The 26,386-nt window shown below is 45.7% G+C and carries 25 protein-coding genes and 1 other RNA gene; 4 read left to right on the top strand and 22 right to left on the bottom strand.

Annotation, left to right across the window (positions count from 1 at the left end; translation table 11 throughout):
- Positions 1-9: 9 nt before the first annotated feature.
- The 14 genes from ftsA to rsmI form a co-directional block, all read right to left on the bottom strand.
- Entirely contained in the window at positions 10-1,272 is a 1,263-nt protein-coding gene (ftsA, locus tag R8N49_RS11865) for a cell division protein FtsA (RefSeq protein ID WP_005372946.1), read from the bottom strand.
- A complete protein-coding gene (locus R8N49_RS11860) occupies positions 1,265-2,047 on the bottom strand; it encodes a cell division protein FtsQ/DivIB (protein WP_025768409.1) in 783 nt (260 codons plus the stop codon). The genes ftsA and R8N49_RS11860 overlap by 8 nt, the downstream gene beginning before the upstream one ends.
- 192 nt (positions 2,048-2,239) lie before the next feature.
- Positions 2,240-3,697 carry a UDP-N-acetylmuramate--L-alanine ligase gene (gene murC / locus R8N49_RS11855; protein WP_161441153.1) on the bottom strand — a complete coding sequence of 486 codons (1,458 nt, stop codon included), beginning with the start codon at positions 3,695-3,697 and terminating at the stop codon, positions 2,240-2,242.
- A 23-nt stretch (positions 3,698-3,720) separates the two neighbouring features.
- A complete protein-coding gene (gene murG / locus R8N49_RS11850) occupies positions 3,721-4,788 on the bottom strand; it encodes an undecaprenyldiphospho-muramoylpentapeptide beta-N-acetylglucosaminyltransferase (protein ID WP_031781122.1) in 1,068 nt (355 codons plus the stop codon).
- Complete coding sequence (ftsW, locus tag R8N49_RS11845; RefSeq protein WP_206959301.1) at positions 4,775-5,971, bottom strand: cell division protein FtsW; 1,197 nt, start codon at positions 5,969-5,971, stop codon at positions 4,775-4,777. Before ftsW ends, murG begins: the two co-directional genes overlap by 14 nt.
- An 18-nt stretch (positions 5,972-5,989) precedes the next feature.
- Positions 5,990-7,303 (bottom strand): UDP-N-acetylmuramoyl-L-alanine--D-glutamate ligase, encoded by a 1,314-nt coding sequence (murD, locus tag R8N49_RS11840; RefSeq protein ID WP_318189986.1) that lies wholly within the window; start codon positions 7,301-7,303, stop codon positions 5,990-5,992.
- Between the two features lie 39 nt (positions 7,304-7,342).
- Positions 7,343-8,425 (bottom strand): phospho-N-acetylmuramoyl-pentapeptide-transferase, encoded by a 1,083-nt coding sequence (gene mraY, locus R8N49_RS11835; RefSeq protein WP_005372931.1) that lies wholly within the window; start codon positions 8,423-8,425, stop codon positions 7,343-7,345.
- Entirely contained in the window at positions 8,425-9,789 is a 1,365-nt protein-coding gene (locus tag R8N49_RS11830; RefSeq protein ID WP_262635412.1) for a UDP-N-acetylmuramoyl-tripeptide--D-alanyl-D-alanine ligase, read from the bottom strand. Before R8N49_RS11830 ends, mraY begins: the two co-directional genes overlap by 1 nt.
- Positions 9,786-11,267, bottom strand: a complete 1,482-nt coding sequence (murE, locus tag R8N49_RS11825) for a UDP-N-acetylmuramoyl-L-alanyl-D-glutamate--2,6-diaminopimelate ligase (protein ID WP_225466622.1) — start codon at positions 11,265-11,267, stop codon at positions 9,786-9,788. The genes R8N49_RS11830 and murE overlap by 4 nt, the downstream gene beginning before the upstream one ends.
- A gap of 62 nt (positions 11,268-11,329) precedes the next feature.
- Positions 11,330-13,123, bottom strand: a complete 1,794-nt coding sequence (locus R8N49_RS11820; protein ID WP_086046525.1) for a penicillin-binding transpeptidase domain-containing protein — start codon at positions 13,121-13,123, stop codon at positions 11,330-11,332.
- A complete protein-coding gene (gene ftsL, locus R8N49_RS11815) occupies positions 13,120-13,437 on the bottom strand; it encodes a cell division protein FtsL (RefSeq protein WP_005387405.1) in 318 nt (105 codons plus the stop codon). The genes R8N49_RS11820 and ftsL overlap by 4 nt, the downstream gene beginning before the upstream one ends.
- 5 nt (positions 13,438-13,442) lie before the next feature.
- Positions 13,443-14,393, bottom strand: a complete 951-nt coding sequence (rsmH, locus tag R8N49_RS11810) for a 16S rRNA (cytosine(1402)-N(4))-methyltransferase RsmH (RefSeq protein ID WP_005372918.1) — start codon at positions 14,391-14,393, stop codon at positions 13,443-13,445.
- Between the two features lie 175 nt (positions 14,394-14,568).
- An RNA gene (rnpB, locus tag R8N49_RS11805) (RNase P RNA component class A) lies at positions 14,569-14,997 on the bottom strand.
- A gap of 167 nt (positions 14,998-15,164) precedes the next feature.
- Positions 15,165-16,028 (bottom strand): 16S rRNA (cytidine(1402)-2'-O)-methyltransferase, encoded by an 864-nt coding sequence (gene rsmI / locus R8N49_RS11800; protein ID WP_005372907.1) that lies wholly within the window; start codon positions 16,026-16,028, stop codon positions 15,165-15,167.
- Positions 16,029-16,096: 68 nt separating this feature from the next.
- Here rsmI and R8N49_RS11795 point away from each other — a divergent pair, with 68 nt between their 5' ends.
- From R8N49_RS11795 to R8N49_RS11780, 4 genes are read left to right on the top strand one after another with little or no spacing between them, the layout of a single operon-like run.
- Positions 16,097-17,908: a penicillin-binding protein activator gene (locus R8N49_RS11795; RefSeq protein WP_064353620.1), complete on the top strand. Its 1,812-nt coding sequence runs from the start codon at positions 16,097-16,099 to the stop codon at positions 17,906-17,908.
- Positions 17,895-18,263, top strand: coding sequence for a YraN family protein (locus R8N49_RS11790; protein ID WP_262635411.1), 369 nt, complete (start codon positions 17,895-17,897; stop codon positions 18,261-18,263). Before R8N49_RS11795 ends, R8N49_RS11790 begins: the two co-directional genes overlap by 14 nt.
- 3 nt (positions 18,264-18,266) lie before the next feature.
- On the top strand, positions 18,267-18,857 hold the full coding sequence (locus tag R8N49_RS11785; protein ID WP_005372901.1) for a phosphoheptose isomerase: 591 nt from the start codon (positions 18,267-18,269) through the stop codon (positions 18,855-18,857).
- A 21-nt stretch (positions 18,858-18,878) separates the two neighbouring features.
- Positions 18,879-19,547, top strand: coding sequence for a BON domain-containing protein (locus R8N49_RS11780; protein ID WP_005387407.1), 669 nt, complete (start codon positions 18,879-18,881; stop codon positions 19,545-19,547).
- Between the two features lie 71 nt (positions 19,548-19,618).
- Here the strand turns inward: R8N49_RS11780 and sspB are convergent, their stop codons facing one another.
- From sspB to zapE, 8 genes are all read right to left on the bottom strand, one after another.
- Entirely contained in the window at positions 19,619-20,104 is a 486-nt protein-coding gene (gene sspB / locus R8N49_RS11775; protein WP_005387408.1) for a ClpXP protease specificity-enhancing factor, read from the bottom strand.
- 17 nt (positions 20,105-20,121) lie between these two features.
- Positions 20,122-20,757 carry a stringent starvation protein SspA gene (sspA, locus tag R8N49_RS11770; protein ID WP_262635410.1) on the bottom strand — a complete coding sequence of 212 codons (636 nt, stop codon included), beginning with the start codon at positions 20,755-20,757 and terminating at the stop codon, positions 20,122-20,124.
- A gap of 96 nt (positions 20,758-20,853) precedes the next feature.
- Positions 20,854-21,591, bottom strand: coding sequence for a cytochrome c1 (locus tag R8N49_RS11765; protein WP_005372881.1), 738 nt, complete (start codon positions 21,589-21,591; stop codon positions 20,854-20,856).
- Entirely contained in the window at positions 21,588-22,853 is a 1,266-nt protein-coding gene (locus R8N49_RS11760) for a cytochrome b (protein ID WP_005372880.1), read from the bottom strand. Before R8N49_RS11760 ends, R8N49_RS11765 begins: the two co-directional genes overlap by 4 nt.
- A complete protein-coding gene (gene petA / locus R8N49_RS11755; protein ID WP_005372877.1) occupies positions 22,853-23,443 on the bottom strand; it encodes a ubiquinol-cytochrome c reductase iron-sulfur subunit in 591 nt (196 codons plus the stop codon). The genes R8N49_RS11760 and petA overlap by 1 nt, the downstream gene beginning before the upstream one ends.
- A 674-nt stretch (positions 23,444-24,117) precedes the next feature.
- Positions 24,118-24,510 (bottom strand): 30S ribosomal protein S9, encoded by a 393-nt coding sequence (rpsI, locus tag R8N49_RS11750; RefSeq protein ID WP_005372876.1) that lies wholly within the window; start codon positions 24,508-24,510, stop codon positions 24,118-24,120.
- 15 nt (positions 24,511-24,525) lie between these two features.
- Complete coding sequence (gene rplM, locus R8N49_RS11745; RefSeq protein WP_005372872.1) at positions 24,526-24,954, bottom strand: 50S ribosomal protein L13; 429 nt, start codon at positions 24,952-24,954, stop codon at positions 24,526-24,528.
- A 251-nt stretch (positions 24,955-25,205) separates the two neighbouring features.
- Positions 25,206-26,309: a cell division protein ZapE gene (zapE, locus tag R8N49_RS11740; protein ID WP_262635409.1), complete on the bottom strand. Its 1,104-nt coding sequence runs from the start codon at positions 26,307-26,309 to the stop codon at positions 25,206-25,208.
- Positions 26,310-26,386: the final 77 nt, after the last annotated feature.

Raw genomic sequence — 26,386 nt, 5'->3', positions numbered from 1 at the left:
CAACTCAGGTTAAAACTCTTTTTGTATCCAGTTACGCAATTTATCGAAAAAGCCAGTTACAGATGAGCGTTTAGGTTCATTATAATCGCTATCGTCGCTAGACTGCATGTCTCTTGCGTAATGAAGTAATCCAACTGCCGTAGAATGGTACGGCTCTTTTACATAGTCAGTTAATCCGCTGACTTCGAGCGGTTTGCCGACCCTTACTTGATTGCGGAATACGCGTTCCGCACATTCTACCACTCCGTCCATTTGCGCAGCACCGCCGGTGAGTACAACTCCCGCAGCCAGATGGTGCTTGATACCCTCTTCGCGCAATTTTGCTTGTACAGAGTCGATAGTTTGGTTAACCAGTCCCATAAGCTCAGAGTAGCGTGGCTCAATCACTTCTGACAACGTTTGACGTTGCAGGCTACGTGATGGTCGTCCACCTACGCTTGGTACATTAACCGTGTCATCCTTACTGACCAGTTCACTCAAAGCACAGCCATATTTGACTTTTATTTCTTCAGCATCGCTCACTGGCGTGCCAAAAGCAAAAGCAATATCACTGGTTACAGCATTTCCTGCGTACGAAAATACTTCTGTGTGACGTAACGCACCGCCAGTCCAGATGGCCACATCCATCGTGCCGGCGCCAATATCAACCACACAAACTCCAAGCTCTCTTTCATCCTCGGTGATTACTGCATTACTAGCAGCAAGCCCAGAAAATACGAGTTGTTCTACTTTAAGGCCGCAGCGTTCTACCGCCTTAATAATGTTGCGTGCCATGTCATTATGGCATGAGATAAGGTGGACACTCACTTCCATTCTTACCCCAGATAAACCAAGCGGATTTTTGATTCCTTCTTGGTAATCAATGGTGAACTCTTGCGGGATCACATGAAGAATTCGCTGTTCATCACCGATTTTAATCGATTTTGCGGTATGGATAGCGCGATCCATGTCTTCTTGAGACACCTCTTCATCAGAAATCGTGCCCATACCTTTTTCAATTCGGCTTGCGATATGCTTACCAGACAACGAAATGAAGACTCGGCTGATCTGGCACTCTGCCATTAATTCAGCTTGATCAATTGCACGTTGTACTGATTTTACAACCGACTCCAAATCATTCACGCCACCTTTATCCATGCCGCGTGAGGGGCTACTACCTGCGCCAATAATATTAATTTGACCGTCTGGTAAAACCTCACCCACTAGAGCCGATACGGTTGCAGTGCCTATATCAAGACCAACAATAATGTTGTCATCAGCGGCCTTAGTCATCTGTACTCTCTTCTAACTCTTGTTCAGGGAACCAACCAACTGCGGCTCCTGTATCGTACCTAAGATCGATATAACTGATTCTTTGCGTGTCACTGCCAAGCTTGTTATAGAGCTTAAAAAAGCGCTCTATACGCTCAAGAAGAGACTCTTTACCGAGCTCTAATCGAATACCGTTATCAAGGATGATTTGCCAAGCTCGTCGCTCGTTTAATACCAGAGACGATATCGCTAAACCCAATTGCTGAAACTTAGGACTCAAATCACGGTAAGTCTGTAAGACTTCCGGCCCGCTATCTTTGGGTCCGTACAGCTTCACTTTTTCTTCTTGCAACAGAGCAACATCTCCATCAAAAACGAACCCGTTTTTATCTAACAGTTCGTTGCCATTCCAAATGGCTTCTGGTTGATGCTCCGTCAAAAAAACTTTTACTGTATCCGGCCACTGCTTTCGGATTGCGGCATGCGCTACCCATGGCAGAGCTTCGACACTTTGCTGTAATACATCAATATCCTGGGACATAAATGTACCGATGTGATCAATTCGACTAAATGCAGCCTGCACATCGTCAGCTTGGACATACTCCAGTTTCCCCTGAAGTACTATTTTGGAGAGAGGTAACCTTTGGTCATCCCACATCCAACTGATCGCCGCGTACAAAACAGAACTAATTAAAGTCACAACCACAACGAAAAATAACGCACCCAAGATTTTTTCTTGGCGACCAGGGTTGTTACCCGTATTTGGTCGCTCGTCATTCAGTGCAATATTCAACAACGTCTTCGTTTCCTGACTTTTGTCGTGTACTTTTTACCCATATAATTACGCAGAGGTAAAAGTCTTGACTTTAACCTTGGGATTATACTGAGCTCTTGTAAACTATCAAACACTGATAGCAATAAATCACAATGATATTGACGCAAAATCGAGATCTGAGTCTTTATCTGTCCTTCGCGTCAACAATATGTGTCAGCCAAGCATCTTGTTTATATTCAATTTAAGACTTGCCAGCTGTTTCGCCACTTTACCAATATCACCCGCACCTTGCGTTAAGATTAGGTCGCCGTCTTGTATAACGTTAGCTAAAACTGAAGGTAATTGCTCGATTTCTGGAACAAAAATCGGATCTACCTTGCCTCGGCTGCGAATTGTGCGACATAAAGCGCGCCCATCAGCCCCTGCAATCGGCTTTTCACCCGCAGCGTAAACATCCAGCATGATCAATACATCAACTTGCTCTAGCACATTCGCGAAATCATCGTATAAATCACGAGTACGGCTATAACGGTGCGGTTGGAAAATCATCACCAAACGCTTGTCTTGCCAACCACTGCGTGCTGCATTAATGGTTACATCCACTTCTGTTGGATGATGGCCGTAATCATCAACAAGCATTGCATGACCGTTGCCAGTATCAAACTCGCCAAGGTGATCGAAACGTCTTCCCGTACCTTGCGTACCAGCCATTGCCTTTAGGATCGCATCGTCTTCAATGTCATCTTCAGTAGCAACCGCAATCGCAGCAGACGCATTCAATGCATTGTGACGACCTGGAATATTCAGCGTGATATCTAAGTTAGCTCGCCCTTTACGTACTACCGTAAATTTGCCTTGCTGCCCCTCTTGACGATAATCTTCAATACGTACGTCGGCATCTTCAGAAAAACCGTAAGTTATCACTTGACGACTAATACGTGGGATTAACTCTCGAACCACAGGATCGTCAATGCAAACAATTGCTTGGCCGTAAAACGGTAGATTATGAAGGAAATCGATGAAGGTTTGCTTTAAGGTTTCAAAGTCACCACCATAGGTATCCATATGATCGGCTTCGATATTGGTAACAATGCTCACCATTGGTTGCAAGTGCAGGAATGACGCGTCACTTTCATCTGCCTCTGCAATTAGAATACGACTCGAGCCTAGACGCGCATTTGTACCTGCGCTTTTCACCAAACCGCCATTCACAAACGTTGGATCAAGACCGGCTTCAGAATAGATTTGAGTAACAAGAGCGGTCGTCGTGGTTTTACCGTGTGTACCCGCAACGGCAATACCGTGACGGAATCGCATCAATTCAGCCAACATCTCTGCGCGGCGTACAATAGGGATGCGTAATTCACGTGCCGCCATCACTTCTGGGTTTTCTTCGTTGATCGCCGTTGACACAACAACCACACTGGCTTTTTCTACATTACTGGCTTGATGACCAATAAATACCGTCGCACCTTTTGATACCAAACGCTCTGTCACAGCGTTCTCTGATAGATCAGAACCTGTGATTTGGTAGCCTTCGTTCAACAGCACTTCTGCAATGCCGCTCATGCCCGCACCACCAATACCGATGAAGTGGATGGATTTCACGCGGCGCATCTCTGGCACCATTGCGCGAATCTGAGCTAAGTCTTGTGTATGTTGGATTGTCATCAATTCTATTCTCAATAATTCGGTTAACGCTTTTCGGTCAAAGCGACAATGGCTTGTGCGACAACTCGGTCAGCATTCAATTTTGCAGCGCCACGCGCTTGCTCAGCCATTGTAAGTAAAGCTTGGCGATCCAATTGTTGGATCTGCAGAGTCAGAGACTCAACGGTTAAATCTGGTTGTTCAATCATTTTCGCCGCGCCGCAATCCACCAAGTGGTCTGCATTAAGTGCTTGCTGGCGGTCTTTGTGCATGAATGGAACAAAAATAGCGCCTACACCTGCCGCCGAGACTTCAGATACGGTTAACGCTCCAGAGCGACAAACTAAAAGGTCAGCCCATGCGTAAGCTTCTGCAACGTCATCAATGAATTCCATTACTTCTGCATTTACCACACCATTAGCTTGGTATGCTGCATTCACTTCTTCGGCGGCACCTTTACCCGCTTGATGACGAATACAGTAATCTTCGCCCAATTTCGACATCACTTCTGGCAGAGTTTGGTTAAGAATACGTGCGCCTTGGCTGCCACCCATCACCAAAATGCGAATTGGACCTTGGCGCTCTTGCATGCGCTCAGTTGGCGCTGCTAATTGAGTCACGTCTTCACGAACTGGGTTCCCAACCACTTCGGCATTTGGAAAAGCGCCTGGGAAAGCCTGAAAAACCTTCTTAGCGATTTTCGATAACCATTGGTTCGTTAAACCTGCTACTGCATTTTGTTCATGCAGAACAACAGGAATGCCACTCATCCAAGCGGCAATACCGCCCGGGCCGCTAACATAACCGCCCATACCAAGCACTGCGTCTGGCTGCCAGCGTTTCATGTGAGCACGAGCCTGCATAATGGCATTGATAATTTGAAATGGTGCTGCAAGAAGACGTTTAACGCCTTGACCTCGTAACCCTTTCACTTTGATAAAGTCGATTTCAATGCCATGTTTTGGCACCAAATCCGCTTCCATTCGATCCGCCGTACCTAACCAACGGATCTCCCAACCTTGCTCTTGAAGCTGTTTTGCTACCGCCAAACCTGGGAATACGTGACCGCCAGTACCACCAGCCATCACCATCAAACGTTTATTTTGTTTCATTAGCTTGTTGTTCTGATTGTTGTTGCTCGCGTTTCAAGCGGCATTCGTAATCGATACGCAGTAATATGGACACTGCGACGGACATAATTATTAGACTAGAACCACCATAACTGATGAGTGGAAGTGTTAAACCTTTTGTTGGAACAATACCGGCGGCAGCTCCAACATTAACCAAGGTTTGAAACGCAAACCAAATACCAATTCCGAAAGCCAGATAACCTCCGAACATTTCGCCTTCTTCAAATGCACGCTTGCCGATGTAAACCGCTTTTAGCACCAAGCTAAAAATCAGCATTAAGACCAGCACTACGCCTACGAAACCAAGCTCTTCAGCAAGTACGGCAAACACAAAGTCGGTATGCGCTTCCGGTAGATATTCCAGTTTTTGAATTGAATTACCGAGACCTTGACCGAACCATTCACCACGACCAAACGCCATCAAAGACTGAGTCAACTGATAGCCACTGCCAAATGGGTCTTCCCACGGGTCAAGGAAGGAGGTTACTCGTCGCATACGGTATGGCTCGACGAGAATCAAACCTACCACAGCGCCGATACCTGCCACCATCAAGGCGAGAAACTGGGTTAGTTTTGCACCTGCGATAAAAAGCATGCCAAACAGCGTGACCAGCATCACGACGACCGTCCCCAAGTCTGGCTGACCAAGTAGTAATACTGCGAAGAAGGCAAACACCATGATAGGCTTCATAAAGCCACCAAAGAACGTTTGTCGTACTTCGTCTTGCTTTCGAACTAAGTAACCAGACATGAAGATAAACAGCGATAGCTTCGCGACTTCCGCTGGCTGAAGGTTAAACAGCCCAAGGGGAATCCAACGAGACGCACCATTAACCGACTTACCCGCCAAGAGCACGATGATCAACAGTGCGAAAGAAGTCCAAAGTAAGTAATGGCTCTTCTTAAACCACTCTTGCAAAGGCACTTGCAAAATAACAGCGGAGGTCCCTAACGCCAGCACGAGAAACGTCGCATGACGAAACATAAAGTGGAACGGCTGTTCCGTTAATCGAGAGCTGATTGGAAATGATGCAGAGGTTACCATGACCAAACCAGTCAACATCAAACCCAGTGCAATCCACACTAACTGACGATCAAACATCGCCTCTGGGGCTGGATGCTTGAGCCAATTGCCAATACTGCGTTTAACGTTACCTAAACCCACGAAGTGTGTAACCTTTAATTATGCATATTTCTGAGCAAGAGCAGCGAAAGCATCACCTCTTGCCATAAAGTTGTCGAATTGATCAAAGCTAGCACATGCAGGAGACAGCATCACCATATCACCTGGTTTTAACTGCGAAGATACTTGTTGAATCACATCTTCCATAGTGTCGAAACGTATTGCAGATTCATGCAGTGGCATAAATTCATCGCCATCAGCGCCAAAGCAACACAGTTGCAAGTTAAGCGTCGCGAAGATCGGTTTTAATGGCGAGAAGTCAGCACCTTTGCCAACACCACCAACGAGTAAGTAGAGCTTGCCTGTCGATTCCAAACCAGATAGCGCAGCCATAGTGCTGGCAATATTAGTTGCTTTAGAGTCATTCACCCATTTGACGCCTTGATTATCCGCAACCACCTGGCATCGGTGTGTCAGTCCCGTGTAATTTTTAAGTGCATTCAATACTTTGTGATAGTTTACGTCCGCAGCTTTTAATAGCGCTAAAGCAACCAGAGCGTTAGATAAGTTGTGCTTACCAACCAACTTAAGCTCATCACTTGCGACAACTCGTTGACCGTGATCGAGCAGCCAAGTACGGTTGCCATCCACCTCGAGACCAAAGTCCTGATTGTCGCTGCCAAATGTCACCAATGGCATCTCTGCGTCTGGGAAGGTTTCTTGATCATCACGGTTCACGACTGCAAGAGCAGCATGGTTAAAAATACGCAACTTAGCTTGTCGATAGTCAGACATGCCTTGATAACGATCCATATGATCTTCAGAAAGATTCAGAAACGCAGCGGCTTTGAGCTTTAAGCTTGACGTCGTTTCTAACTGGAAGCTCGAGAGTTCGAGTACATATAGGTCTGCGTCTTGTTCTAACAAATCCAGTGCAGGCACACCGATGTTACCACCAACGCCAACATCCAAACCTGCAGCCTTAGCCATCACACCTGTGAGGTCGGTTACTGTGCTCTTACCGTTTGAGCCCGTAATCGCAATCACCGGTTTCTGCACCGCCCAAGCGAATAACTCGATATCACCTACTACTGCCGTACCTTTTGCTAATACGGCTTGGATCTCTGGTGTCGCTAGCGCAATACCAGGGTTGGTCACGATAAGATCCGCGTCAGAAAGCCAGTCTGTATTCCAACCACCACTATGCAGTTGAACACTTTCCGGCAAGCGCTCTGCACCTGGAGGGTTTACACGAGTATCAATGACTTTGACCACAAGTTGTGGCTGATTTTTTCTTAGGTGTTTAACGACAGAGAGCCCGGTAATACCGAGCCCTACGACGACAACACTATGTATGTTTTGCCAACGTTCCATATTTGATCACACTGTAAATCTTATTCTTGGAAAGTGCGATTAACGCACTTTCAATGTCGCAAGACCAATCAGAACAAGAACCATAGAAATAATCCAGAAGCGCACGATTACGCGAGGTTCTGGCCAACCTTTCAATTCGTAGTGGTGGTGAATTGGTGCCATACGGAAAATGCGCTGACCACGTAATTTGTAAGAACCTACCTGTAGGATGACTGATAGCGTTTCCATCACAAATACGCCACCCATGATCACCAACACCAACTCTTGACGAACTAGAACAGCAATGGTGCCCAATGCACCGCCAAGCGCTAGTGAGCCGACATCACCCATGAACACTTGTGCTGGGTAAGTGTTAAACCACAAGAAACCAAGGCCTGCACCTACGATTGCTGTACATACGACAACCAACTCAGAAGCATGTGGTAAGTATGGAATATGAAGGTATTCAGAGAAGTTAACGTTACCCGTCGCCCATGCAATAACCGCGAAGCCTGCAGCAACAAGAACCGTTGGCATGATTGCCAAACCGTCTAGACCATCGGTCAGGTTAACCGCGTTACTCGTACCGACAATCACAAAGTAAGTCAGGATAATGTACATCAAACCAAGTTGCGGCATGATGTCTTTAAAAAATGGCACCACGAGCTGAGTGGCTGCAGTGTCTTTACCGTAAGCGTACAATGCAAAAGCCACGACAAACGCGATCAACGATTGCCAGAAGTACTTCCAACGCGCGATCAAACCATCGGTATTTTTTCGTACCACTTTACGATAATCATCAACAAATCCGACCGCACCGTAGCCAAGTAAGACTGTCAGTACCGCCCATACGTAAGGGTTGGATAAGTCTGTCCATAGCAAAATCGTGATTGAGATGGCCGCTAAGATCATGATACCGCCCATTGTTGGGGTACCACGCTTACTAAAGTGAGATTCAGGACCTTCGTTACGCACTACCTGACCAATTTGCAGCATTTGCAAACGCTTGATCATGATTGGTCCCATCCATAATGACAGACCTAGAGCGGTTAATACGCTTAGGATTGCTCGAAAAGACAAGTATTCAAACAATCGGAAAAAAGACAGGTATGGCTGTAGCAGCTCGGCAAGCCAAATAATCATTAATAATACTCCTTCAAAGCAGCAGCGACTTCAAACATACGTGCACCGTTCGCTCCTTTCACCAACATCGTATGGTTTTCAGGAACGGCTTGGTCTAGATGCTGCTTGATGTATTCAATCATCTCTTGGTGCGTCTCAAAATGAATGCCTTGGCAAAGATCACTGATCACCTTGGCGTCTGCACCATATGTGAGAACATGTTCAAATTTTTGTGGGGCAGCATGTTCCCCGACTTGACGATGAAGTGCAAGACTTTCCTCGCCCAATTCCGCCATATTACCTAAAATCAGCCAGCGTTGACCTGGGAAAGCGGCCAATAAATCAACTGCCGCTTTCATGGCTGGTACGCTCGCGTTGTAGCTGTCGTCAATCAATTTTATCTTTTCGCTCAGCGCTTCAACCTCGACGCGACCTTTCACTTTGTTCAAATGTTTAAGGCCAGCACGAACCTCTTCTAATGTGGCGCCCATTCGTAACGCAATAATAGAAGCAGCGATCGCATTCGCAACGTTGTGTTGACCTATAATACCCAGAGACAGTTCAATTTCTTGTGAGCTTGCTGCGATATGTAAGTCAAAGCTTGCTTCACCTTCGGCGTTCAATACGATGTTAGAAGCGAAGAAGTCTGCATCAGTATTACTTTGTGAAAAAGTAATGACTTTCTTATCTGCTAACACTTCATCCCACTTGGCTTCACCATTGCTGTCTAGGTTAACAATCGCAATACCACCAGCTGAAAGGCCTTGGTAGATTTCACCTTTGGCTTGTTTCACGCCATCGATAGAACCAAAGCCTTCAAGGTGAGCGGCGGCTACATTGTTCACTAACGCGATATCTGGTTTTACTAACTGAGTCGTGTAAGCAATTTCACCTATATGGTTAGCACCAAGCTCAATCACGGCATAATCATCATCCTGCTGTGAGCGCAATAATGTCAACGGAACACCAATATCATTATTGAAGTTACCCGCCGTGAATAACACTTTGCCTTTCAATTGCAGGATACTCGCAACCATTTCTTTTACGGTAGTTTTACCGCAACTTCCGGTGATGGCAACGGTAGGTGTTTTGCATGCTTGATGCACCCAAGAAGCAAACTCACCCAAGGCAAGTTTGGTATCCGACACCACAATTTGCGGCACATTCACATCTAAGCGTTTTTCTACGAGTAAAGCACCGGCACCTGCATCTACCGCTTGTTGGCAAAAGTTGTGCGCGTCAAAGCGCTCCCCTACTAACGCGACAAATAGAGCCCCACGATCAATCGTTCGTGTATCAGTAGAAACCGCGTCGATAAGTAGATCGTCGCCGAATCGCTTGCCACGAGTGATGTCTGCAATTTGAGATAACGTTACTTTGATCATGAGGTCAATCCTAAAAGTTGCATTGCGGACTCGCGGTCGGAGTAATGAATCGTTTCGCCATTACGAATCTGATAATCTTCATGGCCCTTCCCTGCTAACAAGATAATGTCGTTTGGCGAAGCATTTTCAATGGCATAAGACAGTGCTTTGAAGCGGTCATGCTGAACAATCGCTTCAGCAGGTTTTGACAGCCCAGCTAACATGTCTTTCACAATCTGAACCGGATCTTCGCTGCGTGGGTTATCGTCAGTCAACACCACTCTGTCACCTAGACGCTCTGCAATTTCCGCCATCATTGGGCGCTTACCTGCATCGCGATCGCCACCGCAGCCAAAAATAGCCCACAGCTGGCCTTCACAATGAACTCGTAAAGCTTGCAGCGCTTTTTCTAAAGCATCAGGAGTATGGGCATAATCGACCACGACTTTGGCACGATCCTCAGTTTGGAATAACTCCATTCGGCCGAGTACAGGTTGCAGTTGACCTGCGGTTTCGAGTAACGCTTGTTTCTCTTTACCTAAGCTTAATAAGGTCGCAAAAGCGAGCATTAAGTTGGTTGCATTAAACTCACCAATCAAAGGCGCGTGCAATTCACCTGAGCCAAATTTACCATCGAACTTAATAGTAATCCCTGATTCCGCGTAACTGACTTCCGTCGCCCAAATTGCGCTTTCAAATTCAGTGTTCGGCTTGAGCGAGACAGCGATCGCATTACTTAACTGCGACGCCCATTGATGACCGACTTCATCATCAACATTGATAATGGCACGTTCACATTGGTGTTGCGTGAACAACCCAAGCTTTGCATTGGCATACTCTTCCATCGTGCCATGATAATCTAAGTGGTCACGACTTAAGTTAGTAAACACGCCCGCCGCAAATGATAATGCTTTGACACGACCTTGCGTCAGGCCATGAGAAGATACTTCTAGCGCGGTGTATGTGGCTTGTTGATTTGCGAGAGAGGAGAGCGTTTTCTGAATTTCAACGGCATTCCCCGTTGTATTCGCAGCTTGTTGCAAGTTATTGAGGAAGCCATTTCCTGTTGTTCCCATTACCGCCGCTTTATGGTCAAGCAGTTCTAGCCATTGCGCTATTAACTGGGTAATGGTGGTTTTGCCGTTGGTGCCGGTGACACCAATCAAATCCATATCAGGGTAAGCATAGATCTTTCCAGCAATTGCGGATAAACGTTGGTCCAACCTATCAATGTAAATGACGGGAACATCATCAATGATTTCCACCGTACCATGTGTTTTGACATCGCAGGCTTGCGCCAGGGCTGCATTTGCACCTTGCTCAATTGCAGAGGCAATGAATTTACGCCCATCCACAACATGGCCAATCACTGCTACAAACGTGGTTCCAGGTTGAACTCTTCGGCTGTCGAGCTCCAATTCAGAAACAAGAACGGACGATAAGCTAGGGCAATCCACCCAAGGGGAAAGCAGCACGTCCATACTGATGGCTTTAGTCATATTTGTTCTCCGAGCTTTGGCTCAGGTTTTCTTAATTTTGTTTGCTCAGTAAACCACAGGGCTTACTGTTGGAATTTGTTTTCGTCAGGTGCAACATTGAGTATTTGTAGCGCGCCTTTCATGATTTCAGAGAAGACAGGAGACGCTACCGAACCACCATAGTAGTCATCACCTTGAGGCTCGTTTACGATCACCACCAAAGCAATTCGCGGATCGCTAACCGGAGCAAGCCCAGCCGTGTAGGTGATGTACTCGTCGCTGTACCCGCCAGCAGAAGCTTTACGTGATGTACCTGTTTTCGCTCCCACTCGATAACCAGGAACTGCCGCTCTGCGAGCCGAGCCCCCTTTTTGAGTTACGGTTTCCAACATGTCTAATACTTGACGCGCATACTTCGCACTCACCACTTGACGTGACATGTCATGATCATTGCTTTCAATAATATGAATAGGCTCGTATTTGCCAAGGTTTCCAAGCGTCGCATAAGCATGGGCTAGCTGGATTGGTGTAATTGATAGACCGTAACCAAACGCAATCGTGGCGCGCTCAATTGGCGACCAACGAGTTCGTGTAGGAAAAATACCCGTCACTTCCCCAACTAGGTTTAGGCCAGAAAGCTCACCAAAACCCACTGAACTGTACAGCCCAAGAAGCGCCTCTACCGGCATTTGCATTGCTAGCTTCGTCACACCGATATTACTCGACTTTTTAAGGATCGTGGTCAAGCTCGCTTTGCCTACGCGAGAGACATCTCTGACTCGACTACCACCTAAACGTAGGACACCATTACCGGTATCTACGATGGTATCTTTATCGGCTATCCCATTTTCTAAGGCGGCTAAAATAACGAAAGGCTTAATGGTCGAACCGGGCTCCATTGAGTCCGTGATCACTCGGTTACGCATTTGATAGCTTTGCCAATCGCTACGATTGTTAGGGTTGTAAGAAGGAGCATTAACCATGGCCAATACGGCGCCCGTTTTTACATCCAACATGACAACGGAACCTGAAGTGGCGCGGTGGTCCGCAACGGCTTGCTTAATCGCACGATACGCAATCGCCTGTAGGCGCTGATCGATGGTTAACTGAAGTGATTTACCTTCTTGCTTGTCTTGCCAAGCAATGTTTTCCACAACACGACCATAACGGTCTTTACGAATAGTTTTCTTACCCGCCGCGCCAGTGAGCCACTCATCGTAGCTACGCTCCACACCTTCTAGGCCATGCCCGTCAATGCCTGTTACACCGACTAAGTGAGCACTAACCTCACCTGCAGGATAATAACGACGAGATTCCGACTTAAGGCCAACACCTGGCAGCTTTAGCTCACGAATATAGTTCGCCATGGCCGGACTGACCTGGCGCTGCAAGTAGATAAAGCGGCGTTTTTCATTGCGCTTGATTTTGTCTATTAACCCTTGTCGGTCAATACCAAGAACATCCGCTAATGCATGCCAACTTTTGGTCTGGCTTAACGCGTTTTCTTTAAATATCGTGGCAGGATCTGCCCAAACCGCCTCAACCGGTACACTGACAGCAAGCGGCTCACCATTTCGATCCGAAATAATACCGCGAGCAGAAGGAATGGATTTAACACGAACCGAACGTAGGTCACCTTGTTTAATCAGGTTATCTGGCTCAATGATTTGGATGTAGGCTACGCGTGCCACCAAAAGGGCAAATGCACAAAAAACAAAAAACAGTAATAGATGGAAGCGCCAACGAATCAAGAAAGATTCTTCGACCGCCACTTTCACTGCTTTGTTATCGGTTTTCTTATCCCCCGTAGCCGCTTTCTCTTTTGCTACAGGTTTACGCTTATTGGCTTGTTTCGTGTTGGATTTTTTTCTAATCATTTGAGCGTGACAACCACTTCTTTATCGCCATCAGGTCGTTTCATTTCAAGTTCTTTTTTGGCAAGGTCTTGAACACGACTGTGTTCCGCGAGGGCAGTTTCTTCCAACATTAAGTTACGCCATTCGCTATCTAATCGTTCTCGTTCAACCAACGTATGGTCTTTCTCGGTAATCGCTTGACGCGCATGGTGGGTAGCAAATACCACTCCCATTGCCGATGCCACGATCAATAGCAACAACAGTAATGGCCAGCGACCAACGGTGAGGAGATCCGTCGCAATCAACTTAGCAAGATTAGGAGTGGGTTTCGTCATAATAATTAAAGCTTTTCCGCAATTCTTAACACAGAGCTGCGCGAGCGAGGGTTCATTTCAATTTCTTGTTTGCTTGGCTTAATCGCTTTGCTCACCGCTTTCATATTCGCACTACCAAGAGCACGAATTTGCTCTTCCGTCATTGGAATACCGTGTGGCACTTCAGGCCCTTTGCTCTCTTTACGGATAAAACGTTTGACCATACGGTCTTCCAGAGAGTGGAAGCTAATCACAGATAAACGGCCTTCAGGAGCCAGAATGCTCGCCGCGCCTTTAAGTGCCGTATCAATTTCTTCTAACTCACTGTTGATGTAAATACGAAAAGCCTGGAAAGCACGAGTCGCAGGGTGTTTTTTCTCTTTAAAACTTTTCGGTGCGGCATCTGAAATCAATTTTGCCAGCTGACCAGTGCGAACCATTGGCTCATTTTCTTCGTCTTCACGGTAGGCAACAATCGCTTTTGCAATACGGCGCGCATGTTTATCTTCCCCAAACTCACGAATGACCCAAGTGATATCATCGAGGTCTGCTTCCATCAACCATTGAGATACTGGAACACCTGATGTCGGGTCCATACGCATATCTAGCGGACCGTCTTTCATAAAGCTAAAGCCACGCTCTGCGTCGTCTAACTGAGGAGAAGAAACGCCTAAATCCAGCAGAACACCATCCACTTTTCCAACTAGCCCATACTCTTCAGCATACTCAGCAATACCAGAAAATGGACCATGAATAATGGTGAAGCGAGGGTCATTGATTTTGCCTGCCTCAGCGATCGCTTGAGGGTCACGGTCGATACTGTACAGTCGGCCATTTTCACCGAGCTTAGATAGAATTGTCCGGCTGTGACCGCCACGGCCAAATGTTCCATCAATATAGACGCCGTCTGGTTTGATAGCTAAGCCATCAATGGATTCATTTAATAACACGGAAATATGTTGGAAGGTTTCGGTCATAGCTTTCTCGTTGAATGATCTTGAAGCGATTCTTTAGTGTACTGATTTCCTACATCATCGCCACCACAAGTCTAAAGTTAGACGTGATTTACGCCAAGTTTATTGGTAATGACATAGTTTGCGTCAATTAAATGCAAAAAACCCATCACTACCGAAGTAGAGATGGGTCTCGAATAGGTGGAGCCGACACATAAGCCGGGTTCTGTTCCGCTTGCGCGGCGGTAGCCATTCGTCTAGGCCAGCAATCACTCACTGGCTCGAGCAACCTACCCGCCTCCTTACGCGAGCAACGCAATGTGGAGGCCTATTTGGTCTTGCTTCAGGTGGAGTTTACCCTGCTACGAACTATTGCTAGTCGTCCGGTGCGCTCTTACCGCACCCTTTCACCCTTACCTGTGCCCTAAGGCCATCGGCGGTCTTCTCTCTGCTGCACTTGTCGTAGGCTTGCGCCCCCCAGGCGTTACCTGGCACCTTGCTCTATGAAGCCCGGACTTTCCTCCCCTTTGTCAGTCTCCCGAAGGACGTCAACGTCAGTCTCCCAAAGGGACTTCGACGTCAGTCTCCCGAAGGACATCAACAAAGCAGCGACTACCCAGTCAGCTCCGAGGGCGGATTGTATAGAGTTCTCACTTCAGAGTCTAGTTAGATCACAGATATGATGAAATGAATGCACTAAGTGATGACTTTTTAGTCAAGGTGCCAAAAATAGATAATAAAAAGGCCGATGCCTAAACATCAGCCCTCATTGACCATTTATCTCGCTAGCGGCACTTAGTCTAAGTTTTCTAAGCCCCATTTATATAACGCATTCTTCTTCAAGTTATGTATTTCTGCCACCAAAGCAGCTGCTTTTTTCAAAGGCAGCTCTTTGGTCAAAATGCCTAACGTGCGTAAAGCATCTTCAGGTAGTGAGTCGTCTGTTGTTTCACGATGGCCATGTACCAACAATACCATTTCACCACGCTGTTGGTTATCGTCACTTTTCACCCATTCAATCAGCTCACCTAACGGCATGCCTTGAATGGTTTCAAAGGTTTTTGTTAGCTCTCTTGCCAACACAACTTCTCTATCTGGGCCAAGAACGTCTAACATGTCTTGTAGAGAGTCTAAAATACGGTGCGGTGACTCGTAAAAAATACACGTACGCTCTACCGAAGCAATCTCTAGGAATTTATCCTTACGACCTTTGCTTTTCGGTGGTAAAAAACCTTCGAAGCTAAAGCGATCCGATGGCAAGCCAGAGGCACTTAACGCCGTAATGACCGCACAAGCACCTGGAAGAGGCACAACTCTAACGCCCGCTTGACGACATTTTGTCACCAAATGGTATCCTGGGTCGCTGATAAGTGGCGTACCAGCGTCAGAAACTAATGCGATAGACTGACCGGAAAGCAGCTTTTCTACCAAAACTTGTGCTTTTTGCTGCTCATTGTGGTCATGTAGAGCAAAAGTTTTGGTTTGAATATTGAAGTGAGACAGTAATTTGCCCGTATGTCGAGTATCCTCAGCGGCAATGATGTCCACAGTCGACAGAATTTCGATAGCACGTTGGGTGATATCCGCTAAATTTCCGATTGGAGTCGGTACGATATAGAGAGTTGGCCCCTCATTCGGCAACTTATTTTTATCTGTCATTTGTTTACCATCACTTCAACGATTAATATAGAGACAATTTTGTACAAAATTATAGAGAACTCACGGCAATGATTAACCATAAGAGACTCAGTGTACCACGCATACTTACTCCTGTTGCACTAGCAATTACGCTCGCCGCCTGTTCTTCAGGTCCAAGACAGCCTGATGGCGTTGATGTAACACTTGAGCCTACTCAGTCTGTTCAGAACTATATGATCCAAGCTGATAGCACGGAAGGCAGTTTACAAAATGACTGGTTGATCATGGCAACCAAAGCCGCGATTCAAGCAAACCAGTTTGATCAAGCAGAAATGTTGATCAAGCGCCTGGCTCGTCAACAGTTAACCGAAGTTCAGCAAGCAGAGTGGCAACTAGCGCGTGCGACCATACAGCAAAAACAGGGTAATTACTCTCAGTTGCTGCAATTGTTGAATTTTAAACCTTGGTGGAAGTTACCAAATGAGCAATGGAAAGACTATTACTTGATGCGTGCCGACGCTTATCAAGGTCTTAACCAAGCGTTTGAGGCAAACCGCCAACTGGTTGCATTTAGCCAATATGCATCGTCCGCGGAGCAGAGAGAGATTTCTAGCCGTATTTGGATGAACTTTGGCAGCTATTCCGAGTACGAACTGACCTCATTAGAAACAGAGCCAAATGAAGATGTTTTGGATGGTTGGCTACAACTCGCTATTTATGCGAAAACGTTGTCGGGCAACTTATCTCAACTAAAAAATACCCTAGAACGCTGGTTAAACGAGAACCCATCGCACCCAGCCGCTATCTACACACCAGAAGAGATTCAAAACATTCTCTCTCTAGACATCGTTAAACCAAACAACACCGCTTTGTTACTGCCGCTTACTGGTAAATTCTCGCCACAAGCGCAATTAATTCGTGATGGTTTTGTGTTTGCGATGATGAATGATCGTAACCGTGATCCAAGCGCTACCCTCACGGTAATAGACACTAATGCGTATAACGCCGACCAAATTAAACAACGTTTGATCAATGAAAACATCGACTTTGTTGTTGGTCCCCTAGAAAAAGAAAACGTTGAGCTATTGCACACAACCATGGATGGCTCAGAAAATGGTCCTACGATTCCAGCCCTTGCGCTAAATATTCCCGAAGATGTGCAACCAGATAGCAATATTTGCTACTTGGCATTATCACCAGAACAAGAAGCCGCACAAGCAGCGAAACACTTGTTCAGCGAAGGCTATAACTTCCCTCTGATCCTGGCACCAAAGGGCAGCTTTGGTGAGCGCGTAACTGAAGCGTTCAACAAAGAATGGCGCAAGTACAGCTCTAATAAAGTCGCAGCAAGTTATTTTGGCGACAAGCGCCAACTTCAAAAAGACATCAATGAAGTATTTGGTCTGCAAGAAAGCAAACAACGTATTGCTCAGATGCAATCACTAATGCGTATCAAGCTTGAAACACAGCCACGTAGCCGTCGTGATGTCGATGCGGTTTATATTGTTGCTAGAAGCACGGAACTGACTTTGATCAAGCCATTTATTGAGGTAGCGATTAACCCAGACGCCAAAGCTCCTCAAATTTTCTCTAGCTCGCGTAGCAACAGTGGCGGCGCGACTTACGAAGATCTAACAGGCATCATCTACAGCGATATCCCATTACTGATTGACCCAGACCCTAGCGTGACCGCTGAAATGAACGAGTTGTGGTCAGAGCAATCTAACATGGAAAAACGTTTGAAAGCACTGGGTATGGATGCGTATAAATTGATTGGGGAGCTGCCACAAATGAAGGTCGTTCCGGGCTACTCAGTTGGCGGCCAAACCGGTATTTTAAGTATCGACAATAATTGTGTTGTACAGCGTGAGCTAAGCTGGGCTGAGCGTGGGGCTCTTTAGCAAGCGCCAAATCGGAAATCAATATGAAGCTCTGGCGAAGCAATATTTACAACGCCAGGGCTTAAACTTTATTGAACAAAATTTTCTGACTAAGGTCGGTGAGATTGATTTAATCTTCCAACAAGGTGAAACTATTGTGTTTGTTGAAGTCAAATACCGTAAGAACAATCACTTTGGCTCGGCAGCAGAAATGGTGACGCACGCTAAAATGCGCAAGCTAGTCAAAACCGCACAAGTTTGGCTTAGCCAACAAAAGCGCTTAAAACACAATATCGATTATCGATTTGATGTCATCGCCATTCATGATGATGGGCGAGATATCAACTGGATAGAAAACGCAATCTCTGAAGGATAAGCGATGCTAGACAGCATTAAAGACAGCTTTACAGAAAGTATTCAAATTCAAATCGCAGCAGCAGAGGCGCTGCCTGATGCCATTACTCATGCAGCTCAAGCGATGGTGTCGAGCCTGCTTAATGGCAATAAAATTTTATGTTGTGGTAATGGCGGCAGTGCTTCAAACGCTCAACAATTTGTTTCTTGTCTTTTAAACCGTTTTGAAACTGAGCGCCCTAGCCTACCAGCAATGGCCTTAACCGCCGATAATACCACCCTAACCGCAGTGGCCAACGATTACCACTACCAGGAAATCTTCTCAAAACAGGTACGAGCGTTTGGTCAACCAGGCGACATTTTGCTTGCCATGTCGACTAGCGGTAACAGTAAAAATATTATCAAAGCGATGGAAGCAGCCGTAACTCGAGACATGACGATTATCGCGCTAACAGGAAAAGATGGCGGAGAGATGGCAGGACTGCTCGGTGAGAACGACGTCGAAATTCGTATTCCATCACACCGCACTGCACGTATTCACGAAGTACATATGGTAACACTCCATTGCCTTTGTGATCTTATTGACCAAGTGCTTTTCCCTGCTCACGAAGAGTAACCAAGACTGAGAGTCAGAATTATGATACGTAGCCTTGTTATCTTATTAACAGCATTGAGTTTAAGTGGTTGCGCAGGTTTGTTTATCGCAGGTGCAGCAACCACAGCGAATATTGTCACGGACACACGCACGACAAAACAAATCTGGCAGGACAATAACATCGAATTCGAAGTTGCGGCGATCGGCAATAAAGCACCGTTTAAAGGTGAAGTTCGTGTCGTTGCCAGTTCATATAATGGGACTGTAGTCCTTATGGGACAAGCTCCGACACAAGACCTTATCCTTGCTTTAGAGCGAAGGGCTCGAGAAGTTAGTGGTGTAAAAGTCATACACAATCAAATCAAACAAAAAGAGCCACTCACTGTTACCCAGATTAGCAATGACAGCTGGATCACAACCAAAGTAAAGTCAGCTTTGCTTACTGATTCTGAGCTTAATGGTGTTAAGGTTAAAGTGATCACCGAAGATGGCGACGTTTTTCTGTTTGGTTATGTCACGCCAGAGCAAGGCGATCGAGCGACAGAAATCGCGCGTAATATCTCAGGCGTAAAACAAGTCATTAAAGGGTTCCAATACGGCGAAATGGAGCCTGTTGAAGTAGACTTACCGAGTGACGGTGTACAAACAATAGAAAGTGAGGCAAGTACAGAAAGTGAAAAGAACGTCGAAGTCTTTACGATTAGTGAGTAATTTCCAAAGTCTGGCTTGAAATCATCTTCAACAAGTTAAAAAGAAAAAAGCAGCGTAACGCTGCTTTTTTATTATTTAATCACTCTTAAGCTTGGTTTGCCTTTTGGTCGAGGAGCATCGTCCTCTTCGGCATCTGAATCAGAAACTAACTCAGAAGGCTCATCGCTAACCGTTGTGAACGATGGGGATGATTCTTCCTCGGTCATCGCTTCTTCTTCGATGTGAGTGTACGCTTCTTCTGGTTCAAACATAGTACCAGCACCATTCTCACGTGCATAAATAGCTTGAACAGCATACACAGGCACGATCACTGAGTGCGGACGACCGCTAAAGCGAGCATGGAAGGTAATCGCATCATTACCTAACTCAAGATTACCCACTGCACGTGGCGCAATATTCAAAATAATTTGACCATCTTGAATAAATTCAACCGGGACACGCACCCCTGGCATTGTTGCATCCACAACCAAGTGAGGAGTCAAGTCATTGTCTACTAACCAGTCGTAAAATGCGCGAAGCATATACGGGCGGCGAGCAGTCATTTTTGCAATATCCATAACGTGTTTTAAATCGCTTAGCGAACTAGGCGCATTTCACGTTCAGCTTCAGTCAAAGAAGCAAGGAACGAATCACGTTCAAATACGCGGTTCATGTATACCTTGATTTCTTTTGAACCAGGGCCAACAAGATCGATACCAAGTTGAGGCAAACGCCACAATAGTGGAGCTAGGTAACAATCGATCAAGCTGAATTCTTCGCTCATGAAGTACTCATATTCAGCAAAAATTGGCGCTAACGTCAGAAGATCATTACGCAGCTTTGTGCGTGCTTTTTCTGATTCTTCCGCATTACCTTTCATCACTTTTTCAGCGAGTGAATACCAGTTGCGTTCGATACGGTACATCATCAAGCGGCTGTTGCCACGAGCAACAGGGTAAACCGGCATTAGAGGTGGATGAGGGAAACGCTCGTCCAAGTACTCCATGATGATTTTTGAATCGTAAAGAGCTAGCTCACGGTCAACAAGAGTTGGCACTGATTTATATGGGTTTAGCTCAACAAGCTCAGCAGGAAGTTTTGCTTCGTCAACAAGCTCAACTTCAACACTTACGCCTTTTTCAGCTAGTACAATGCGAACCTGATGGCTATACAAATCTGATGCACTTGAGAAAAGAGTCATCACAGAACGTTTATTGGCAGCTACAGCCATGGAGCCCTCCAGTACACTTACAAATAAAAACAATGGAGGCTAAGCCTCCATTGTACATCAATTAAAATTGGGAATTAGCACGGTATTTTAGCACAATTAATGCACATCGCGCCAATACTCTTTCTTGAGCATCACAACAACGATGGTTAGAAGCACTAAGAAGCCCATTACCCACCAGCCTAAAGCATGACGCTCAAGCTGCACTGGGTCACCTGAATAAACTAAGAAGTTAACGAGATCGCCAACCGCTTTGTCATATTCGCCTTCACTCAGCTCACCCGTGCCATCGGTTTCAGTACCAACAACAACTTGTACTTCTTCGCCATCTACGATTTTCGTATCGTAAATCGGCGTCGGGATGCCCTGTAGCTCTTCAAGTACATGCGGCATACCAACACTCGGGAAGACGATGTTGTTCACGCCGAATGGACGAGATGGATCAACATAGAAAGAGCGTAAGTAAGTGTATAACCAATCAGCACCACGAACTCGTGCAACCAACGTAAGATCTGGTGGTGGAGCACCAAACCAGTTTGCCGCTTGCTTCGGTGGCATAGCATTGACCATTAGATCACCGATTTTCGCTTCAGGATTGAAAATCAGGTTTTCTTTCATTAAGTCTGTTGGAATTTCCAAGTCTGTTGCTACACGCTCGTAACGCTGGTATTGCGTAGAGTGACAAGCAAAACAGTAGTTCATGAACAACTTCGCGCCGTTTTGTAGCGAAGCTTTATCCGTAAGGTCAACATTCGCTTTATCCAGCGGAACATTGGCCCCAGCTGCCATCGCTAGTGATGGCAACATAGCAAATAGAATTACAATCCACTTCTTCATTTGAATGTCACCCTCTCTGGTAATGGTTTGGTTGCTTCATTTTTGCTGTAGAAGAACAGCAACACAAAGAACATGAAGTAACACAAGCTAAAGATCTGAGATAGTAGTGTGTACGTTGGTGTCGCAGGTAACGCACCTAAAATACCCAGAGCGATAAAGGCGATAGTGAACTGTACAATATTCAATAGATGAAGTTTGCTACGGTAACGGTATGAACGAACTTTACAACGATCCAACCAAGGTAGAACAAACAGCACTGCAATTGACGCGCCCATTAGGATAACACCTAATAGTTTGTCTGGAACCGCACGTAAGATTGCGTAGAACGGCGTGAAGTACCATACCGGAGCAATATGCTCTGGTGTCTTCAGTGGGTTTGCAGCTTCAAAGTTAGGCGGCTCAAGGAAGTACCCACCCATTTCTGGGTTAAAGAACAGCACGTAACAGAAGAAGAACAAGAAACCAGCGACACCGACCAAGTCCTTAACCGTGCCGTACGGATGGAAAGGAATCGAATCAATGATGTCATATTTCTTCGTATAGTAATCGTGGAACTTGAATTGCGTTTTGTAATCGTCGCCCATTGAGCCTTTTGGCAGCTTAGTTTCGATACCATCCGGGTTGTTTGAGCCTACTTCGTGCAGCGCCAATACGTGCAGAACAACAAGAAGAAGCAAAACGATAGGCAGTGCAATAACGTGTAGTGCGAAGAAACGGTTTAGCGTTGCACCAGAGATGATGTAGTCACCACGAATCCAAAGCGTTAGGTCATCACCGATAACAGGAATAGCACCAAACAGGGAAATGATTACCTGCGCACCCCAGTATGACATCTGACCCCATGGAAGTAGGTAACCCATGAACGCTTCAGCCATGAGAACTAGGAAGATCAACATACCGAAGATCCACAACAGTTCACGAGGTTTTTGGTATGAACCGTAGATCAAACCACGGAACATGTGAAGATACACAACAACGAAAAACGCTGACGCGCCAGTGGAATGCATGTAACGCAGAAGCCAACCGTACTCTACATCACGCATAATGTATTCGATAGACGCAAATGCACCGTCACCTGAAGGAACATAGTTCATCGTTAGCCAAATACCCGTTAGGATTTGGTTAACAAGAACCAGCATCGCCAGAGAACCGAAAAGGTACCAAAAGTTGAAGTTCTTAGGCATTGGGTATTCAGACAAATGCTTTTTATAAGCATTCATTGCAGGAATACGCTTTTCAACCCAATCTAACATTGCTTGCATTATGCATCTCCCTCATCAACACCCACAATGAGTTTGGTATCGCTCAAATACATGTGCTTAGGAACGACAAGGTTCAACGGAGCAGGTACTCCTTGGAACACTCGACCAGCCATGTCGAACTTAGAACCATGACAAGGACAGAAGAAGCCAGATCTTACGCCCTGCACCTGCTCTGAGAAAGAGTCAGGTAGATAGGTTGGTGAACAACCTAAGTGGGTACAGAAACCAACTGCGACGAAAAACTCTTCCTTAATCGAACGAAACTCATTCTGAGCGTACTCAGGCTGCTGCTCCATTTCAGATTGTGGATCGCGAAGCTTATCACCGATCGATTTTAAGTTATCCAGAACGCTTTGAGTGCGGCGAACAATCCATACAGGTTTTCCCTGCCACTCAACACGAACCAGCTGACCTGGTTCAATTTTACTTATATCCACTTCCACCGGTGCGCCCGCCGCTTTGGCTTTAGCACTCGGATTCCATGATTTGATAAAAGGCACGGCGACGGCGACTGCCCCTAACCCACCAACAACTGCCGTTGTAGCGGTTAGAAAACGCCTGCGACCGTTATTTAAAGGCGCGTTGCTCATCCAAACATTCTCCCATTTGCTCCCTTTGGATCGTTATTATTCCGCTTATAAGAGCATGGCTAACAAATAATGAATTTAGTTCTATTTATTGGAGGGAAATGATAAAGAAAACCCTACTTTTTGACAAGATAAAGCTACCTTTTTGTAACATTTGTGAGGCAAATCGCTCGCGTCGTCACAAAAGCGGCAGAATTATAAAAAATTGATGTGATTTGTAACAAGAAAGCACCACATAGAAGCCCGGCTGAAAGCAGATAAAACCTTTTATCTTGGTAGTTTTCAGTTAATTACACAGAGAAATATTTCGTATTACGCGTTCAGCTTACTGTGTTTATATTTTCAATTTTGTAGCACGCAGAATGCTCAAAAAGGAGCGTAAGTCATTTTAAAACATGTTACAGGAAGAATAAGATACAAAGACATTCTTGCTGATGAATACATCTATGCTGCATCGCAAGAGAAAGCGTGGTGAGTCGCGATTAAATAAGGCACACATATAAAACGGCACTGGCAACCTTTCGACGAAGAGGACGAATAAGAAGGCCTGCTCGGAGTGTGATGATAAGTGAAGGCTGTTCGTTGCTTTAAATACAAAAAAGCCCGGCATAGAGCCGAGCTTTTGGTACACAGTTTCCAGAGTAACTCTGAAAAGCATAATTCCCGATAAGAGGAAATTAACGCTTAGAGAACTGTGGACGACGACGTGCTTTACGTAGACCAACTTTCTTACGTTCAACGCAACGAGCGTCACGAGTAACGTAGCCAGCTGCGCGTAGAGCAGGACGTAGAGACTCATCGTATTCCATAAGCGCGCGAGTGATACCGTGACGGATAGCACCAGCTTGACCAGAAATACCGCCGCCTTTAACTGTTACGTAAAGGTCTAGCTTTTCAGTTAGTTCAACTAGCTCTAGAGGTTGTTGTACAACCATACGTGCTGTTGGACGACCGAAGTATTCGTCAAGGTTACGCTTGTTTACTACAATGTTACCGCTGCCTGGTTTAATGAAAACACGTGCAGCTGAGCTTTTGCGACGGCCAGTGCCGTAGTATTGATTCTCTGCCATTTTCGAAATCCCCAATTAGATGTCTAGTACTTGTGGTTGTTGAGCAACATGGTTGTGCTCAGCGCCCGCGTAAACTTTTAGCTTACGGTACATAGCACGGCCTAGAGGACCACGTGGAAGCATGCCTTTAACTGCAAGCTCAAGAGCCATCTCAGGTTTACGATCGATCAACTTTTCAAAAGTGATAGATTTTAGACCACCTGGGAATTCAGAGTGACGGTAGTACACTTTGTTCTTAGCTTTGTTACCAGTTACAGCAACTTTCTCAGCGTTGATAACGATGATGTAATCACCAGTGTCAACGTGAGGAGTGTATTCAGCTTTATGTTTGCCACGTAGGCGAGATGCAATTTCACTTGCTAGACGGCCAAGAGTTTTACCTTCAGCGTCTACAACGTACCAGTCGCGTTTTACAGTTTCTGGTTTAGCAACGAAAGTTTTCATGCTAACAATAACCCGTTAATTAAATTTTAAACTTTAAAGGAACACCCAATAGTGCTCCCACACTGTCTAAGAGCCCAGTCATCACCCCTTCGAGTCGTTGGTACTCTCGACCTTCAATTTCGAAATAACTTCGATAATCAGGTCTGCAGTAACGGTGGGTCGCAGGATTATAGAGAAGAGCGAAGAAAAAATCATCTTTTTTTGCGCCAAATCACTAATTTTTTCTTCACTTTTTTAAGAATCCTTTGGATCTAGGCCAAATGTTCACGCGCGAGATACTCATGACTTTGCATCTCAGTAAGCCGAGACAAACAGCGCTTAAATTCGAACTCTAACTGCCCATCAGTATATAAGTCGGACATTGGCACTTCAGCAGAAATAATCAACTTAACATTGCGCTCGTAAAACTCATCGACTAGCGCGATAAAGCGTCTCGCCGCATCATCTATTTTTCGGTTCATTTGTTGAACATCTGCCAGTAATACAGTGTGGTAAATACGAGACAATTCAATGTAGTCATTTTGACTGCGAGCAGTTTGACACAACTGAGCAAACGACGCATGCAGCACCCCGTCGCTTGCTTCAATCACCGCTAGTTGACGGTGGTTAACTTCGATTTGATGAGCAACAAACTGACGCTCTCCAGTCAGCTGCTGATAATATTTGTTAAGGTTTATGCTAGCCTGCTCATCAAGCGGGTAATGGTATATTTCAGCCTGTTCTAACGTTCTTAAGCGATAATCAACGCCACTATCGACATTCAACACTTCACAACGTGCCAAAATCATATCGATAGCGGGCAAAAAGCGCACTCTTTGCAAACCGTTACGATATAAGTTCTGCGGCTCGATGTTTGAAGTCGCGACTAGGATCATCTGCCGCTTGAACATTTCTTGAAGTAGCGTTGCAAGGATCATCGCATCAGTAATGTCGGAAACAAAAAATTCATCAAAGCAAACCACATCTGCTTCTTCTTTAAATTTATCCGCCACTTTTGATAGAGGATTTTCGACATCACCTAACAGCTTCAACTCATCATGTACTCGATACATAAATCGATGGAAGTGGACGCGCATTTTTCTTTGGGTCGGTAAAGCATCAAAAAATGCGTCCATAAGGTAGGTTTTACCGCGACCTACCCCACCCCAAAAGTAAAGGCCTTTTGGTGGTTCAGGCTTGTCGATTTTTTTCCCCATTAGCTTTTGCCATTTGGAAAGCTGAGGCACAGGCGCTGACTGAAATTCAACGATAGCATGGTAAAGCTTGTCTAATGCAACGACCGCTTGATACTGAGCTTCATCACGCTGAAACCCGTGTTCTGCTATGTCTTTTTGATATTGTTGTAGTGGTGTCATCGTATTAAGTCGTATAGAGGTATAGAGAAAAGGGTTACCTCGGGGTCAACTTTGAGAATAGAGAGAAGTAGTTATCA

The sequence above is a fragment of the Vibrio sp. 1978 genome (genome assembly GCF_033344345.1).
Note: the sequence above shows the minus strand (reverse complement) of the source record. Positions and strands in the feature narration are given on the sequence as shown.